This is a genomic window from Leptothermofonsia sp. ETS-13, from assembly GCF_049200465.1.
In the GTDB taxonomy this organism is placed as follows: Bacteria; Cyanobacteriota; Cyanobacteriia; order Leptolyngbyales; family Leptolyngbyaceae; genus Leptothermofonsia.
Window position 1 is genome coordinate 2,930,222 of record NZ_CP120836.1, and the last position, 15,321, is coordinate 2,945,542.

The 15,321-nt window shown below is 51.4% G+C and carries 12 protein-coding genes; 8 read left to right on the forward strand and 4 right to left on the reverse strand.

All coding sequences use genetic code 11. The features are described 5' to 3' along the window. The first annotated feature begins 150 nt into the window (after nucleotides 1–150). Both P4D80_RS13375 and P4D80_RS13380 read left to right on the forward strand, forming a co-directional pair. Complete coding sequence (locus P4D80_RS13375) at nucleotides 151–1,371, forward strand: glycosyltransferase (RefSeq protein ID WP_421654490.1); 1,221 nt, start codon at nucleotides 151–153, stop codon at nucleotides 1,369–1,371. Between the two features lie 948 nt (nucleotides 1,372–2,319). Next, complete coding sequence (locus tag P4D80_RS13380) at nucleotides 2,320–2,553, forward strand: replication restart DNA helicase PriA (RefSeq protein WP_421654492.1); 234 nt, start codon at nucleotides 2,320–2,322, stop codon at nucleotides 2,551–2,553. Between the two features lie 162 nt (nucleotides 2,554–2,715). Here the strand turns inward: P4D80_RS13380 and rlmN are convergent, their stop codons facing one another. Then, on the reverse strand, nucleotides 2,716–3,819 hold the full coding sequence (gene rlmN / locus P4D80_RS13385; RefSeq protein WP_421654494.1) for a 23S rRNA (adenine(2503)-C(2))-methyltransferase RlmN: 1,104 nt from the start codon (nucleotides 3,817–3,819) through the stop codon (nucleotides 2,716–2,718). A 394-nt stretch (nucleotides 3,820–4,213) separates the two neighbouring features. On the opposite strand from rlmN, the gene P4D80_RS13390 reads away from it, so the two are divergent. From P4D80_RS13390 to P4D80_RS13400, 3 genes are read left to right on the forward strand one after another with little or no spacing between them, the layout of a single operon-like run. Further along, entirely contained in the window at nucleotides 4,214–4,651 is a 438-nt protein-coding gene (locus P4D80_RS13390; protein WP_421654496.1) for a hypothetical protein, read from the forward strand. Then, nucleotides 4,617–6,308: a tetratricopeptide repeat protein gene (locus P4D80_RS13395; protein ID WP_421654498.1), complete on the forward strand. Its 1,692-nt coding sequence runs from the start codon at nucleotides 4,617–4,619 to the stop codon at nucleotides 6,306–6,308. Before P4D80_RS13390 ends, P4D80_RS13395 begins: the two co-directional genes overlap by 35 nt. After that, nucleotides 6,238–7,230, forward strand: coding sequence for a CHAT domain-containing protein (locus tag P4D80_RS13400; RefSeq protein ID WP_421654499.1), 993 nt, complete (start codon nucleotides 6,238–6,240; stop codon nucleotides 7,228–7,230). Before P4D80_RS13395 ends, P4D80_RS13400 begins: the two co-directional genes overlap by 71 nt. 253 nt (nucleotides 7,231–7,483) lie before the next feature. On the opposite strand, the gene crtB is transcribed toward P4D80_RS13400, so the two are convergent. Continuing rightward, nucleotides 7,484–8,527 carry a 15-cis-phytoene synthase CrtB gene (gene crtB, locus P4D80_RS13405; RefSeq protein WP_421654500.1) on the reverse strand — a complete coding sequence of 348 codons (1,044 nt, stop codon included), beginning with the start codon at nucleotides 8,525–8,527 and terminating at the stop codon, nucleotides 7,484–7,486. A gap of 55 nt (nucleotides 8,528–8,582) precedes the next feature. Next, nucleotides 8,583–10,022 carry a 15-cis-phytoene desaturase gene (gene pds / locus P4D80_RS13410; protein ID WP_421654502.1) on the reverse strand — a complete coding sequence of 480 codons (1,440 nt, stop codon included), beginning with the start codon at nucleotides 10,020–10,022 and terminating at the stop codon, nucleotides 8,583–8,585. 464 nt (nucleotides 10,023–10,486) lie between these two features. On the opposite strand from pds, the gene P4D80_RS13415 reads away from it, so the two are divergent. Both P4D80_RS13415 and P4D80_RS13420 read left to right on the forward strand, forming a co-directional pair. Beyond that, the gene (locus P4D80_RS13415) at nucleotides 10,487–13,684 is read left to right on the forward strand and encodes a filamentous hemagglutinin N-terminal domain-containing protein (RefSeq protein WP_421654503.1); all 3,198 of its coding nucleotides are present in this window, start codon (nucleotides 10,487–10,489) and stop codon (nucleotides 13,682–13,684) included. Between the two features lie 41 nt (nucleotides 13,685–13,725). Next, on the forward strand, nucleotides 13,726–13,977 hold the full coding sequence (locus P4D80_RS13420; RefSeq protein ID WP_421654504.1) for a hypothetical protein: 252 nt from the start codon (nucleotides 13,726–13,728) through the stop codon (nucleotides 13,975–13,977). Nucleotides 13,978–14,352: 375 nt separating this feature from the next. On the opposite strand, the gene P4D80_RS13425 is transcribed toward P4D80_RS13420, so the two are convergent. After that, entirely contained in the window at nucleotides 14,353–15,162 is an 810-nt protein-coding gene (locus P4D80_RS13425) for a SulP family inorganic anion transporter (protein ID WP_421654505.1), read from the reverse strand. Nucleotides 15,163–15,178: 16 nt separating this feature from the next. Here P4D80_RS13425 and P4D80_RS13430 point away from each other — a divergent pair, with 16 nt between their 5' ends. Next, nucleotides 15,179–15,319, forward strand: coding sequence for a hypothetical protein (locus P4D80_RS13430; protein WP_421654506.1), 141 nt, complete (start codon nucleotides 15,179–15,181; stop codon nucleotides 15,317–15,319). The last annotated feature ends 2 nt before the right edge of the window (nucleotides 15,320–15,321 follow it).

The window sequence follows — 15,321 nt, forward strand, 5'->3', positions numbered from 1 at the left end:
ACTAATACCGATTTAAATGATGAACCTTGCACATCACCCCACCGCCTTCGGCACCTCCCCTTGGCAAGGGGAGGTCAGGAGGGGGTCGGATTTGCACTGTTTTCAAATCAAATTGGTATAACAACTAACAATCAACAATTAACAACTCCTATGAATATTGCCTATTTAGTGAATCAATATCCTAAGGTCAGCCACAGCTTTATTCGTCGGGAAATTCTTGCAGTTGAAGCAGAGGGAGTGAGGGTTTCTCGTTTTTCCATCCGATCGCTGGATGCAGAACTGGTGGATGACGCAGACAAACAGGAATTTGAGAAAACTCGCTTTGTCCTGAAGGTGGGAGCGATCGGTTTACTGACTCACCTGGTGCGTGTTGCTCTGTTCAAACCCCGGCAGTTTTTGAATGCAGCTCGCCTTACCTTTAAAGTTGGCTGGAAATCAGAACGAGGGCTGGTGATCCATCTGGCCTACCTGGCAGAAGCCTGTGTGCTGCTGAACTGGTTTTCTGAAGCAGAGATTGACCACGTTCACGCCCACTTTGGTACGAACTCCACAACGGTTGCCATGTTGTGTCAGGCTTTAGGAGGCCCTTCCTACAGCTTTACAGTGCATGGCCCGGAGGAATTTGATAAGCCAGCGGCGATCGCCCTCTCCGAAAAAATTCAGCGGGCGGCTTTTGTGGTGGCGGTTTGTTCCTTCGGCAAGAGCCAACTCTTCCGCTGGTGCACCTATCACCAATGGGCAAAGATTCATGTCGTTCACTGCGGAGTAGATAGTGCCTTTCTAACCCAGCCCTATGTTTCTCTTCCAGCCCAGCCTCAGTTCGTTTGTGTAGCCCGTCTGAGCGAGCAGAAGGGGCATCTTACTTTGATTGAGGCGGCCAGTCAGCTTGCAGCAAAAGGGTTCAAGTTCAAGCTTGTTCTGGTTGGGGATGGACCGCTCCGTCAACAAATTGAAACGATGATTTCCCAACTGGGGTTGAAAGACCATGTAGAGATAACAGGCTGGGCAACCAACGCCGAAGTTCAGCAGCAAATCTTGAAGGCCCAGGTAATGGTACTACCCAGCTTCGCTGAGGGTTTGCCAGTGGGCATTATGGAAGCGCTTGCCCTGGGTCGTCCCGTGATCAGCACTTACATTGCCGGAATTCCAGAACTGGTTGAATCGGGTCAGTGTGGCTGGTTAGTTCCCTCTGGCTCTTCCGAAGCTCTGGCAGAGGCGATGCGCATAGCAATGCAAACCCCTCTGGAAACATTGGAACGCATGGGCAAGGAAGGCGCTCGCCGGGTCGCTCTGCATCATAACGTGCAGACGGAAGCCCAGAAGCTGGTTGAATGGTTTCAAAAGTTGGATAGTCCTTTTGGGAAAGGATGAAGAATCATCAACAGGACTTACGCATTTTGCCAAAACCTCGGAAGTTAGCGCCGATGTTGGCCATGAGCTAAAAAAGGGAGTTAGGAAAGAGCCTTCCCCCAAGGCAACTCCTTCAATCCGAGCAGATTGTTATGGTCTCCTATAGCGATCCTTCTTGTGAAATTTGAACGGGGTGCAGGGTGGAGCCCCTGCGTCGGGGTTTCGCCCTCACCCCCCTTGTTCACAAATAATTTGTGAACGCTAAGGATCATGGATTTAATAACACCGCATTCTTTGAGTGAACTGACCTCTCCCCCTTCCCCTCTCCGAGTCGGCTTTTCATTCAGCACGTTCAATCAAGAAATCTGAAATAGCAGTCCTAAATCAGTCGTGAGATTGAGAGGCTTTGTGAGAAAGGATTCCTGCAAAGTCCTTTCTCACAATCTAAATAGGATCGCTAAGTAGGTAGTCATAATTAATTTGTAAAGGGGAGGAGTGGGGGGCTGCGCCCCAGACATTTCACCCCCTCCACCCCCAAAACTATCCTTAATTTAAATTTAATTGCGCCCAGCTACTTATAGCAGTCCTAAATGATTCGTGAAATGAAAGGGCCCTGTGAAAAGGGATTCCGGCGGAATCCCTTTTCACAATCCAGATAGCAGCGCCATATCGAAAAATTTAACAACTTTTTAAGACTTATCAAATCTATTTGTAACCTTTGACCCATTATTCTTTGAGCCTTTCCAGGCGAGCAAACTATTTCAAATTGAAGGAATCATTTATAGCCTTGATCCCTAACAGGATTTCATAAAAATCATAGGGTTTCTATCCAAAAATTCATTGCCAACCCGCATAAATACCGACATAATGGAAGTTCAACTTTGGCGACTGTTCCACGCATAAATTGCGTTCATTTAGTTAATTCTGATACTTTTTGTCACTTTTAATTTCGAATTGTAAAGAGCTCTGATGAAAACCCTGCAAAACTTAGTTGATACGAAAATGTTTAGTACTCACGTTGTTGATGCCGCTACGGTAATTGAAGTTTGCTGCCCTAATTGTGGCAGTTGTGCTGAACGCCACCACCTTGAGTCGGAGCACTTGATTAGAACTCAATGTCCGACCTGCGATTATTTAATGATTACCTGCTCTCAGACAGGTAAGGTGATTGAAGCCTATGCTCCCGGCATCTTCGCCCGCTAGTACAACAACGCCCGCTGGTACAACAAAAAAGTTTTGTTGGGGGTGCAGGGGTTCCACCCCTGCTTGGGGGGCTCTGCCTCCAAATCCTCATGTTGCAAAATCTAGTGTTTGCAATGCTAGTAATTTGAGAGAAGTGATGGGTGTTTGAATATTCTCCATTCCCTACACCCCACTCGGCACATCCTGTGAGATGGCGGAAGCACGCAACTGACCACAGGCTGCATCTGCTTGCAGCCCACGGGAACGGCGAACGCTGACTGCAATATGGTGAGCCTTCAAAGCATCAACAAACGATTGGATTCGGCGGCTATCTGGGCGTTTGTAGTCTACTTCCTGAATTGGGTTGTAGGGGATCAGGTTGACGTGGCTTTGAAAGCCGCGCAAATGGTTTGCCAGTTCGATCGCGTGCTCCGGGCAGTCATTCAATCCGGCCAGCAGAATGTATTCAAAGGTCACCCGACGCCCCGTGATCTGAACGTACTCCCGGCATTCATTCAGCAGGGTTTCTAGCGGGTAGCGTCGAGCCGAGGGAATGAGCTGTTCCCGCAATTTTTGATTAGAAGCGTGCAGGCTGACCGCCAGAGTTACCTGGAGCTGGTGTTCTGCCAGGCGGCGAATATGTCCAGGAATGCCAACGGTTGAAAGGGTGATCAGGCGTTGGCCAATCCCCACGTCCTGATTCAAACATCTGACCGCTGCCAGAACATTGTCGGTATTGAGCAGGGGTTCGCCCATACCCATGAACACAATGTTGCTGACGCGCTGCTGAAAATCTTCCTGTACTGTCAGCACCTGATCCACAATTTCATGGGTTGCCAGGTTACGCAGAAATCCGCCTTTGCCCGTCGCGCAAAAGTCACAGGCCATGGGGCAACCCACCTGGGAAGAGACACAAACAGTGAGGCGGGAGAGGGTGTGGGGTGCGGGGTGGGAAGAGTAGGAGGGAATGCCAACGGTTTCAATAATCTGACCATCGGAAAGCTGCAGGAGAAATTTGACAGTGCCATCTGGGGCAGGAGCGCGGTGGTGGATGGTGGAGCGTCCAATCTGGACTTCAGCCAGTTCCGCCCGCCACTGCTTGGGAAAGACGGAAATTTCAGACAGCGATCGCGCCCCTTTCTGGTAGAGCCACTCGTGGAGTTGCTTGCCGCGATAGGCGGGTTGCCCCTGTTGCTGAACCCAATCCGTCAGTTCAGCCAGGGATTGACCCAGCAGGGGGCTTACCGAAGCGGCCAGATTGGGTGAGGAAGTTGTAATAGAAGACATGGGGGGCGATCGCAATCATTTAATTTATTCGCAACTTCCATCTTAAAGACTTTCGACTCTCCTGAGAGTTTGGTGAAAGCGACGCTTATCACCAAAACAAAATCAACAGTCCAGGGGTTTTAAGTAGGTAGTCATAACTAATTTGTAAAGGGGGAAGTGGGAGCTGCGGCCCCAGGCAGAGGGTTTCACCCCCTCCACTTCCAAAATTATCCTTAATTTAATTTAATTGCGCCTGGCTACTTATTTGAGATGAAAGAGTAACTTGCGCTACTCTTTCACCGGCAAGCCAGGAGAACCAAACTTTCTACAAGCTGTCGGAATCTGCATATTTCCCCCCGCAGAAGACATAAATTAAAAGCAGGATCGGGGCTTATTTTTAACGAGGAGGCTATGAATGTTTCCGCATTTCAAGTCATGGCTGCGCCTCACGCTGGCTCTTGCCTTTGCCCCGTCCCTGGCTGGCTCTCTGCCCCTGGCCGTCGCCCAAACAACAGCCCTTCCAATCCCTGAAGATCTCCGTAAGGTGTGTAATTTATTGACCAGACGGAAGTCAGAAAAGGGAGAACTGCTTGTTTTTGTGATTGAATCCAATATCAAACCGTGTGAGCAGACACTGGCCCATTACCGGCAGTCGAAGAACCGCGATCGCTCCATTGAGCGGCAGATTCTCTGGGATCTGGCAAAAACCTATCGCTGGCTTGGTAGGGACAGTCAGGCGATTCACTATATATCAACAAAGCATCGCGATTACTCGGACCCTTCCCGATCCAAAGACCGAGTTCGCCATTCTCACAGAATTGCAGCAGGTTTACGTTCGTCAGCGGAACTATGACCAGGCCATTGAAAGCTTGCAGCGGGCACTCAAATTAACGCGAGAATTGCCGGATCGCCATCTGGAAATGCGAACTTGGGGAAGTCTGGGCATCGTTTACCTGGATCAGGGCCAGCGAGAAAAAGCCATCGCCAGCTATCAGCAAGCCCTGGCGATCGCCCAGGAACTTGGCGATCGGCGGGCAGAAGGGCAGGCTTCGGAGGGAATTGGGCTGTGCTATCTGTCTCTGGGACCCGGCGATGCCAGCTTGAGATCGGACCCCGACCGATATGCCAGAGCGATCGCCGCCTTTCAGCACAGTTTGAGCATTGCCCGTGAGCTGAAGGATGCCTCTGCCCAAGAAATCGCTTTGAACAATCTGGGGGTGGCGTACCGGAACTCAGGTGAATACCGTAAGTCGATTGAATACTTTCAAGAAGCTCTGACCTTTGCCCAGGAACTTCGTAATGAGCTAGAGCAGGCAAGGGGCTTGAACAATTTGGGTAAAGCTTATTTTTCTATGTACGAGTATACCCGGGCTCTCAAGTACTTCCAGCAGAGTCTGGCGATCGCTCAAAAAATCCAACATCCTGAGCTTGAGTTGGATGTGCTGGGCACAATGGGCGAGATCTATCACTATCTGGGCGATTATCAGCAGGCATGGCAGTCCTATCAGCGGGCGCTCCGGATCAGTCGATACCTGAACGATCGCCATACAGAGGGACGATTACTCAATCTCTTGGGAGCCATCTACCGGATATCGGGAAACTACGAAAAGTCGATTGAGTATCGCCAACAGAGCCTGGCGATCGCCCAGAAATTCAAAGACTATCACTGGCAAATCACGAACTTGAATGATTTAGGCATCGTCTACTCCCAACTGAATCAACTCTCCAGGGCATTGGAGTACTACCAGCAGGGTTTGCAGATCGACCGGAAACAGAAAAAGCGTGTGGCGGAAGGGCGACTGTTGGGGAGTATTGGTTTGGTTTATTTGCAGCAAGGCAGGTATCCTGAAGCAATTAAGGTGCTTGAGCAAGGATTGGCGATCGGCCAGAAAGTTCAGGATAACCGTCGATTTGAAGCAAGTTTCCTGGTTTCCCTGGGAATTGCATTCAACTTCTCCGATCGCCCTGAAGAAGCAGAACGCTCCCTGCGGCAGGCTATGCAGATCTATGAATCCCTACGCGCCGGGTTAGAAGACCGATACAAAGTTTCGCTTTTTGACATCCAGTCGGATGCTTATGCCAACTTGCAGCAGGTTTTGATTGCTCAAAACCGCCCTGAAGCGGCCCTGGAAATTGCCGAGCGAGGGGCGCACCCGTGCATTTGTAGACCTGCTGGCACAACGAATTTATGGGGACTCAGGTACTCCTCAATTAGAAATATCGCCCCCCACGCTGGGGGATATCCAGCAAATTGCCAAACAGCAAAACTCTACAATCGTCGAGTATTCAATTGCCTCACCCACAGAGCTTTTCATTTGGGTGATTCAACCGACGGGGGCGATCGCCTTCCGCCAGGTGAAACTGTCTCCAACTCAACTCGCTCAAACCAGGGCTGGTGCTGTTTCAGATCCCCGTCAGAGGCAAACCTCAAATGCGAGTTTGACGGAAATCATTACGGCTACCCGCAGCTATTTCCGCACAGGTGGTTTAGCGGTCGTTCCCACTTCTGAAGCTGGTAGTCCCCAACCAACCCACCCACTGGATTTTGAAGCCAATCCCGCCCGCCCTTTGATGAAGGCACAACTCCAGCGACTGCATCAAATTTTAATTGAACCCATCGCCGATTTACTGCCAGATGCCCCCAATCATCACGTGACGTTTGTGCCTCAGGGACCTTTGTTTCTCGTCCCCTTTGCGGCCTTACAAGATAAGGATGGCAAGTACTTACTGGAAAAGCACACGATTTTGACCGCACCCTCAATTCAGGTGATGGGGCTAACCAGGAAGGGGAGCGGAGTAAGGAGTGAGAAAATGTCCCCTGAATCTGCGCTCATTGTCGGCAATCCCGTGATGCCAGAGGTTGTATTCGAGCCAGGGGAACCTGCCAGACCTCTGGCACCTTTACCGGGCGCAGAGCAGGAGGCAAAGGCGATCGCAGCCTTCCTCAAAGCTCCTGCCTTAATTGGCAGCCAGGCAACCAAAGCGGCTGTCCTGCAACAGATGCCCAAGGCTCGACTGATTCACCTGGCAACCCACGGACTGTTCGATGAGATGCGGGGGATTGGGAGTTCCATCGCCCTCGCTCCCCAGCAAGATAATGGGTTGCTGACTGCTGATGAAATTCTAACTATGAAGTTACAGGCAGAACTGGTGGTTCTGAGTGCCTGTGATACCGGGCGCGGCAGAATTACCGGAGACGGGGTGATCGGGCTGTCTCGTTCTATCCTTTCGGCGGGGGTACCCAGCGTGATTGTATCGCTCTGGTCGATTCCAGATTCACCCACCGCTTCCCTCATGACTGAGTTTTATCGCCAATGGCAGAACAACCCAGACAAGGCCCAGGCATTGCGACAGGCCATGCTAATCACAAAGCAGCAGCATCCCAACCCGATCGCCTGGGCAGGCTTTACCCTGATTGGGGCTGGTGAATGAAAGAGGAAAGAGGAAAGAAGAAGGAAGAAAGAGGGGAGAAAGAACGGGGAGTGGGGATTGAGGGGGGATGAGTGGGAGGGGGGATGAGTAGTGGAGTGATGGAGTTTTGAGTTTTAAGTTTTGGGCTTCCAGGGTTTGTCAATTTTTTTGTTGCAATCCTGGAAAGGGAGTCGAAGGAATCAGGGTTTCGAGGGGTCAGAGCCCCGTTTCTAGAATTTTCCCCTCCCTCCTCACTTCCCTTGACCCTTGACTCCTATAAAACTGCTGCCCGCAGTCGGGCGATGGGAATGTAGGTGAGCTTGCGGGGTCCTGAAACGTAGGCTCTGCGGCGAAAAACATCGTAACCGTTGCGTTCGATCTCGTCCAGGATGCCGCGATATAGCATGAGTGCAGCCCAGACAGGGAAGCGAGCGTCGCGGCTGAGCAGGCTAATGCCCCTTTCGGCGCTGGCAAAGAATTTGCGGGCTCGCTGAATCTGAAAGCGCATCAACTCTCGCCAGCGATCGTCCACCACCCCGTTGAACAAATCCTCTTCTGTGTAGTTGAACAGGGCTAACTCCTGCTGGGGAATGTAGATTCTGCCCCGGCGGGCATCTTCCCCCACGTCGCGCAGAATGTTGGTGAGCTGGTTGGCAATGCCGAGGGCGATCGCTTCTTTGGTGGGGTCTTCCACTTCGCCCCGATCCCAGGGAGCGGTGCGGGGGGTAGTGTCAATGCCCATCACTGGAGTGGTCATCAATCCCACCGTCCCGGCCACTCGGTAACAGTAAAGTTCCAACTCTTCAAACGTTTCATAGCGAGAGCGGTACAAATCCATCCGTTGCCCCTCGATCATGTCACGAAAGGGCTGGATACTGATGGGAAAGCGCTCCAGGGTATCGACCAGTGCCACGTCCAGGTCGTCGATGGGATGTCCGGCAAACACGGACTCCAGATGTCGCTCCCACTGATCCAGGGTTTCAGTGGTCGTCAGGTCAGCGGCGGGGCCATCCACCAGTTCATCAGTGCGGCGACACCAGACGTAAATGGCCCAGATAGCTCGTCGTTTGGCGGGGGGCATCAGCAGGGTGCCGATGTAAAACGTCTTGGAGTACTTTGCCGTAATTTGACGGCACCGCTCGTAGGCATCCTCTAAGGACGCCAGGTTTCTCACACCACAGGATTCAGGCAATTCCAGCATGTTTCTCGGAACGCATGACGGGGATTGCAGGCGCGGTGACTGTACCAGCGCATCTGCCTTTCTCGAAGGTAGACTGCTTGTGCCTTGAACATTGTTAGCCTTTTCACTTGCAACCATCAGCGTCAGTTCATGTGTCAGGAATTGGCGTGTCGATGTGGGTGAAATAGAACACTTATGCCTGCGAACCAACGGGTGTCGGTTGACTCGTGGAACTAACAGGGGGTAAAACAGTCGCGAGTTTGTGACTGCTTGCGATCGCCTGCGCTGTCAGCTTACCAGAAAGCACGGCACCTTCCATACTGCCCAGGTAGCGTTGCATGGTATAACTGCCTGCCAAAAAGAAATTGGGCACCGGAGTTTCCTGGCTGGGACGGTGGGCCTGTCGCCCTGGAGAGGCCGTGTAAACGGAGCGGGGCGTCTTCACCACCTTGTATTTCAGCAATCTGGCGGGCTGGTCACCCGTGAAGTGCTGGGGAAAAAGTTTTTCTAACTCTTTCATGGTTGCTGCCAAGATCTCCGCTTCCGATTTGTCAATCCAATCTTTGGCAGGAGCCAGGACTAACTCCAGCATTGAGCGATCGGGGTTGGCGTATTCCTTGCAGGTGTTGCTCATGTCGGCGTATACGCTCAAGAGGGGCGATCGCGAAAACAAAAGCTGATCCACATCGGTCAACTTGCGATCAAACCACAGGTGCAGGTTGATCACGGGCACCCCTTCCAACCCCTCCAGCTTCTGGAAGAATTCAATCTGCTTCCAGGGCTCTGGCATCAGCACCTTCATCACATCCACTGGCATGGCCGAAACATAAGCATCTGCTGTCACGACCTGATCGGGTGCCCCCTCTAGTCCGCGAATCAAAAAGCCGCGCACGCTGTTGTCCTCATTCAGCAAAATCTGCTTCAGAGGCTTTTTGAGGTGAACTTCGCCGCCACCGCCAGTGATGTAATCCACCATCGGTTGGCATAGCCGCTCAGTGGGTGAACCATCCAGAAAGGCAATTTTGGAACCGTAACGTTCCTGTAAGAAGCGATTGAGCGCGGTGAGCGGAACGGTGGCCGACACATCTTCCGGATTAATGAAGGTGAGTGCCTTGGAGGCTGCGATGAAAATATCAGTATTGACTCCCTCATCCACTCCTTGCAGGCGTAGCCATTCCAGCAGGGAGTATTGATCCATTTTTTCGACGTAGTTCTGCCCTCGCACAATGGCCGGCAGCAGCCCGATCGCAAACCGGATCTTCTGCTCCCAGGTCAGCATGTCATTGTTGCGGAGAATGGACACAATCACATTGATGGGAGCCGGAATATCGGGCACATCAAAGCGGGACAATACCCCTGGCTTCTCCGGCTGGTTGAAAATGAGGGTGTGTTCTTTCCACTGGAGGCGGTCTTCAATACCCAGTTCCTTCAATAACTGGAGCATGTTGGGATAGGCACCAAAGAACACATGCAGTCCGGTCTCGTACCAGTCTCCATCCTCATCTTTCCAGGCAGCGACCAGTCCCCCCAAAACGTCCCGACTTTCCAGAACAATCGGAGTATGACCCGCATCCACAAGGTATTTGGCACAGGCCAGACCAGCCAGTCCGCCTCCGGCGATCGCAACACGCATGTCGTCTTTTTATCTTTTCTTCAAAATTGCAGTACTCTCATTATACGTTGCAATCCGTTACATTTTCCAGGACCTGGTTGGCTTCTCCGAATACTGGCTTGAAGCAGGAGCTAGTAACTTTGCTGTACGAATAGAAAAGTTCAGGTTCATTCAAACATGAGAACTGGCGGAAACATTATTAAATATAGTTCTACGCAAACGCATTAGTAGATTGAGTAGATTGGGCTTCAAGGGGGGGGAGGGCAGTGCCCCCAAGCCAGGGGTTTTACCCCCACACTCCCATACCTCGGCGTTGCTGAATTTGGTATGAAATAGGTGCTGTATGCTCGAAACTTCGTTTCGATTCATACTACTTTTCAGCAACGCCTAACTCCGAATGCTTAGGTGGTAACGTATCACCTCGAAGGAGTGGTGCGTAAGGAATACATCAATCGTTGATCCCATCTGTTTGCTCTGCTAGTAGGATGATTGAAAGTCCAGGTGGCAGGGTGACCAACATGGTGTGGGGCTATCAATGGCAGCGGCGGTTGGGGCTAGCGGTGGTTTTAGCAATCGGGTGCATTTCTTGTGGAAAGGGAACGATCGCTCAGGTTGTCCAGGACACTACCCTGGGTGCTGAAAGTTCGACGGTGAATCGCCTCAATTTTCCGGGAGTTGCGATTGATGTGATTAGTGGGGGAGCGCGACGGGGCACCAATCTGTTTCACAGTTTTGAGCAATTTTCCGTTTCCACCGGGCAGGTCGCTTTCTTCAATAATGCAGCCAATATTCAAACCATTATCACCCGTGTAACTGGCTCCTCTATCTCTCACATTAATGGTTTGATTGCCGCCAATGGTAACGCTAATTTATTTTTGCTGAATCCCAACGGCATCATCATGGGTCCGAATGCCGCCCTGAGCATTGGTGGATCGTTTCTGGCAAGTACTGCCAATAGCTTGAATTTTGCCGATGGCACGCAGTTCAGGGCAACGAATCCCCAAACTCCTCCCCTGCTGACGGTCACAGCCCCAGTTGGGCTGGGCTTTACGGGCGTGCCGAGAAGCATTCTTGTACAGTCTTCCCTTCTCCTGGCCGGACAAACCAATGACTTTGGTGACTTTCTGCTGGTAGGTGGCAATGTGGCGCTGGAGGGTATTCGACTCCAAACATCGGGTCGCCGGGTGGAATTGGGTGGGCTGGCTAAATCTGGAACAGTGGGATTGATTGTAAATGGCGATTCTTTGCGGTTGCAGTTTCCTGGGGGTGTCGCCCGCGCCAATGTCTCGATTACCAGCGGGTCACGAATTTCGGTGAGTGCTGGGGATGGTGGCAGTCTGGCAGTCCATGCTGGAAATTTAAATATTTCAGAAAGCCAGGTGTTAGCGGGAATTGAACCCGGTTCGGGAATGGTCGGTAGTCAGGCAGGAAATGTTGATCTGAATGGAACTGGGGCTGTTGCGATCGCCGACAGTCTCATCCTCAATACGGTAGGAGGCGAATCAGTTGGCAAGGGTGGCCACATCACCATCACCAGCGGATCCTTTTCTATCAGCAACAGTAGTCTGTCCACTACAACGTTTGGACAGGGAAAGGCAGGCGATATCACGATTCAGGCAACCGATGCAGCCGTGTTTAGTGAAAGGGGAAGCGCTATCAGTGGAGTGGCTTCTGGTGCAGTGGGGGATAGTGGCAAAATTACGGTGACGGCGCGATCGGTATCGGTAACCAGTAGTTCTTTTTTGGGAACCAATACGTTTGGACAGGGAAGAGCAGGCGATATCATCATTCAAGCAACCGATGCCGTCTTGTTTGACAGAGGGGATAGTCTTCTCAACGGGACTACAGGTGTTTCCACCAATGTCTCTCCGGGAGGGGTAGGAGATGGCGGCAGAATTACGATTACCGGGCGATCGCTGTCTCTAATCAACAATGCTCAACTGGTCGCAAGTACCAATGGGCAGGGCAATGCAGGTGGTATCACCATTCGAGTTGATAATACGGTTCGCTTCGATAGTTTTGGTGGAGCGCAGAGCATTGTGTTGCCAGGAGCCACAGGTAAGGCCGGAGATATTGAAATTACCGCCGGGACTCTGCTGGTAACCGATGGGGCTTCTATCGGTACTATCACGCGCGGACAGGGAGATGCCGCAAATATTGTGATTCGCGCCAGCGATCGCGTTCACTTCGATCGCTACGGCACTGCAATTAGCGGTGTTAACACACTCGATGGGGTTGGTGAAGGGGGGAACATTCAGGTGTTCACCAGGTCGTTGTCCATCACAAATGGTTCTCGCTTATCCGCCAGTACTTCAGGACAAGGGAATGCGGGCAATATCCTGGTTGATGCTCGCGATCAGGTCTCTTTAGACGGTACCGGAGCATCAATCTCTTTAGACGGTACCGGAGTATCAATTAGATTATTTCCCGGTGGTGAACCCAGTGGACTGTTTACCGATGCGGAGAGTCAGGCAACCGGACGGGGAGGAGAAATTACCGTCAATACTGATTTCTTCCGGGTTGCGAATGGAGCGGTAGTCAACACCCAGACCTTCAATTTCAACAAGGGCGGTAATGTCACCATCCAGGCCAATCAGTTTGAAGGGGTGAATGGTGGACAGGTGATTACAACGACTCGCAGCGGTGGACAGGCAGGCAACATTGTCCTGAATGTTGCAGATCAGATCCTGCTGGCGGGTAGTGACCCCACCTATGAGGAGCGACGCGCCCGCTTGGGTACCAATATCCTTGAAAATGAAGGGGCCGCCAGTGGACTGTACGCCAACACAACCGCTGGTTCGACAGGCAACGGTGGCAGTATCTTTATTAACCCGGTAACAATGACCATTCGTGATGGGGCAAGGGTTACGGTAGATAGCCAGGGAAGTGGACAGGGTGGCAGTATTCAAATTCAGGCAGGCAGTCTGACCCTGAATAATCGGGGCGTCATTTCAGCCGAAACGGCCAGTAACCAGGGTGGAAACATAACACTACAGTTACAAAATTTGCTCCTCCTCAGGCACAGTAGCCAGATTTCCACAACGGCGGGAATCAATCAGGCAGGCGGCAATGGCGGCAATGTTATCATTAATGCCCCCTTCATTGTGGCGGTTCCCTCAGAAAACAGCGACATCTCGGCAAATGCCTTCACAGGGAGGGGTGGCAGGGTAGAGATAACAGCTCAGGGAATCTTTGGATTGCAATTTCGTCCGCGGTTGTCACCCCTGAGTGATATTACTGCCAGTTCTGAATTCGGCGTCAGTGGCACGGTTACCCTCAATACTCCTGATGTGGATCCCAGTCGGGGGCTGGCTCCTCTGCCGGTCAATCTGGTTGATCCAACCACCCAAATTGCTCAGGGTTGCCGACCGGGAGGCACGCAGTCTACCAGTTCTTTTGTGGCGACTGGAAGGGAAGGGTTGCCACCCAGCCCGATGGCTGTGCTTCAGGGAGAAGCGATCGTAGCGGATTGGATCACACTGGAAGGGGAAGAGAGGGAAGCCGGAAACAGTTCTCAGTTCCCGGTTTCCAGTTCTCAGGCAAGCGATTCAACTCAATCCCAAATTCCAAATTCCCCAATCATTGAAGCTCAAGGTTGGATTCAGAATGGAAATGGAGACATCTGGCTGGTCTCTTCATCCTCTTTTCCAATTAATACCTGTCGTCAATTGACTGTCCGCTAGAGCGATTCCTGCCTTGAGTTTTGTACAAATAAATAGACACCTTGATGGAAATTGCGTCATCTGTCCCCGATAGAGATTCCGCCAGGATACGAGAAGCGATCGCTCAATCCCTTTCCTACTCTCCCATGATGCAATTTGTGCTGCAGGCTGCCCAAACCAGAGAATTTGTCGTTAAACGCTGGTGTTTTCTAGGTTCCGTTAATGACTGGATCTCGCTCGATCGCTCTACGGATCTGAAAGCACTGGTCAAGAAATACGGTTGCCACTCAGGCAAAGAATCCTTCTATGTTTGACACCGTAGAGATAGCGTTGCTGATTCTGGGTATGAAAAGGCGCTGTATGCTCGAAACTTCATTGTTACGGTGAGAATTTGAACCTGAACCTTGGGGGAGTGGAGGAAAGCTCGACCGATTCTCGTCGCGCTGGATTGGAAGACCCATTGCTAGACTCTTTCAGGGGATTTGGGGGAGTTAGGCCCCAAACGGCGGGAACCGGGAGGGAGTCCGCTGGAGCCAGTCGCCTCTTTTCCCATCGAGGAAGTTGGGGATATATAGCGATAGCCATCAGGCTTAGGACGGGGTGCAGGGGTGGAACCCCTGGCTGGGGGCGAAGCTCCCACTCTCTCTCTAATTCCAATGTCCTAATGCACCCGCGTAGAGCTATAACAATTAATCTTTGGCGCCCACAAATCTTTCTGATAGGCTAAACGAAACAGATGGACTTGTCGAAATTGGAGGAAGCGGACAATTGATTGCTGTTGGCATTAAGGCACGAATAGCTGCATCTGTCGTCTCAAAGCAATTTTCTCTACCAATCTTGTCCAGCAATCCGCTCCGGTCTAGCAACGCTTGTACTTCAGGTTGCAGCCCAGTGAAAATGAGACGACATCCATGTCGCTTCAAATCATGATAAATATCCTCCAAGGCAACCAATCCAGTCGTGTCCATGTTGGGCACAAATCGCATCCGCAAAATCAGATACTTCACTTCAGGCTCATCACGCAGAAAGGTGACAAATCGCTCAGCAGCTCCAAAAAATACGGGTCCATCCACCCGATAAACTGCAATTTGTTTACTGAGTTCAAGCGGCACACCCGGTGGAAATACTTCGGTTTCAGGAATTCGAGCCAAATTGAGATCGCTCATCCGTTTAATGAATAATGCTCCTGCCGCAATCAGTCCAATTTCTACCGCAAGTACCAAGTCAAAGAAAATAGTGACTACCCAGGTAAGAATCATGACTGCAAAGTCAGAATAGGTTGCTCTGACCAACAGTCCGATCGCTTCCCATTCAATCATCCGAACACTCGTCACCATCGAAATGCCTGCTAGCGCTGCCAGAGGCACTTGAGCTGCTAAGGGAGCTAAGGTAAGCACAATCACTGCGAGGGCAAGCCCATGAATTACACCCGATAGTCGAGTTTTGCCACCCGATCGCACGGAAGTCGAACCCTCATCCATATCCCAGCAGTTAGCCATATTACGGAGCCGAAACTTGGTTACTAGCCGTAAGCAATGGAACTTTGTGTTCTACTCGATTCGTGACCCTGCCATTTTTAAGACTTTGGATGCCGCCCTGGAGGTATTTAACAATCATCTGGTTGATGTGCGAGATGCCTTAGAAAAGTTGGAATAAGT

Bases quoted from the DNA above. Each gene is read 5' to 3' on its own strand.
- P4D80_RS13375 (WP_421654490.1), top strand. From the start codon at position 151: ATGAATATTGCCTATTTAGTGAATCAATATCCTAAGGTCAGCCACAGC.
- P4D80_RS13380 (WP_421654492.1), top strand. From the start codon at position 2,320: ATGAAAACCCTGCAAAACTTAGTTGATACGAAAATGTTTAGTACTCAC.
- rlmN (WP_421654494.1), bottom strand. From the start codon at position 3,819: ATGTCTTCTATTACAACTTCCTCACCCAATCTGGCCGCTTCGGTAAGC.
- P4D80_RS13390 (WP_421654496.1), top strand. From the start codon at position 4,214: ATGTTTCCGCATTTCAAGTCATGGCTGCGCCTCACGCTGGCTCTTGCC.
- crtB (WP_421654500.1), bottom strand. From the start codon at position 8,527: ATGGTTGCAAGTGAAAAGGCTAACAATGTTCAAGGCACAAGCAGTCTA.
- pds (WP_421654502.1), bottom strand. From the start codon at position 10,022: ATGCGTGTTGCGATCGCCGGAGGCGGACTGGCTGGTCTGGCCTGTGCC.
- P4D80_RS13415 (WP_421654503.1), top strand. From the start codon at position 10,487: ATGATTGAAAGTCCAGGTGGCAGGGTGACCAACATGGTGTGGGGCTAT.
- P4D80_RS13425 (WP_421654505.1), bottom strand. From the start codon at position 15,162: ATGGCTAACTGCTGGGATATGGATGAGGGTTCGACTTCCGTGCGATCG.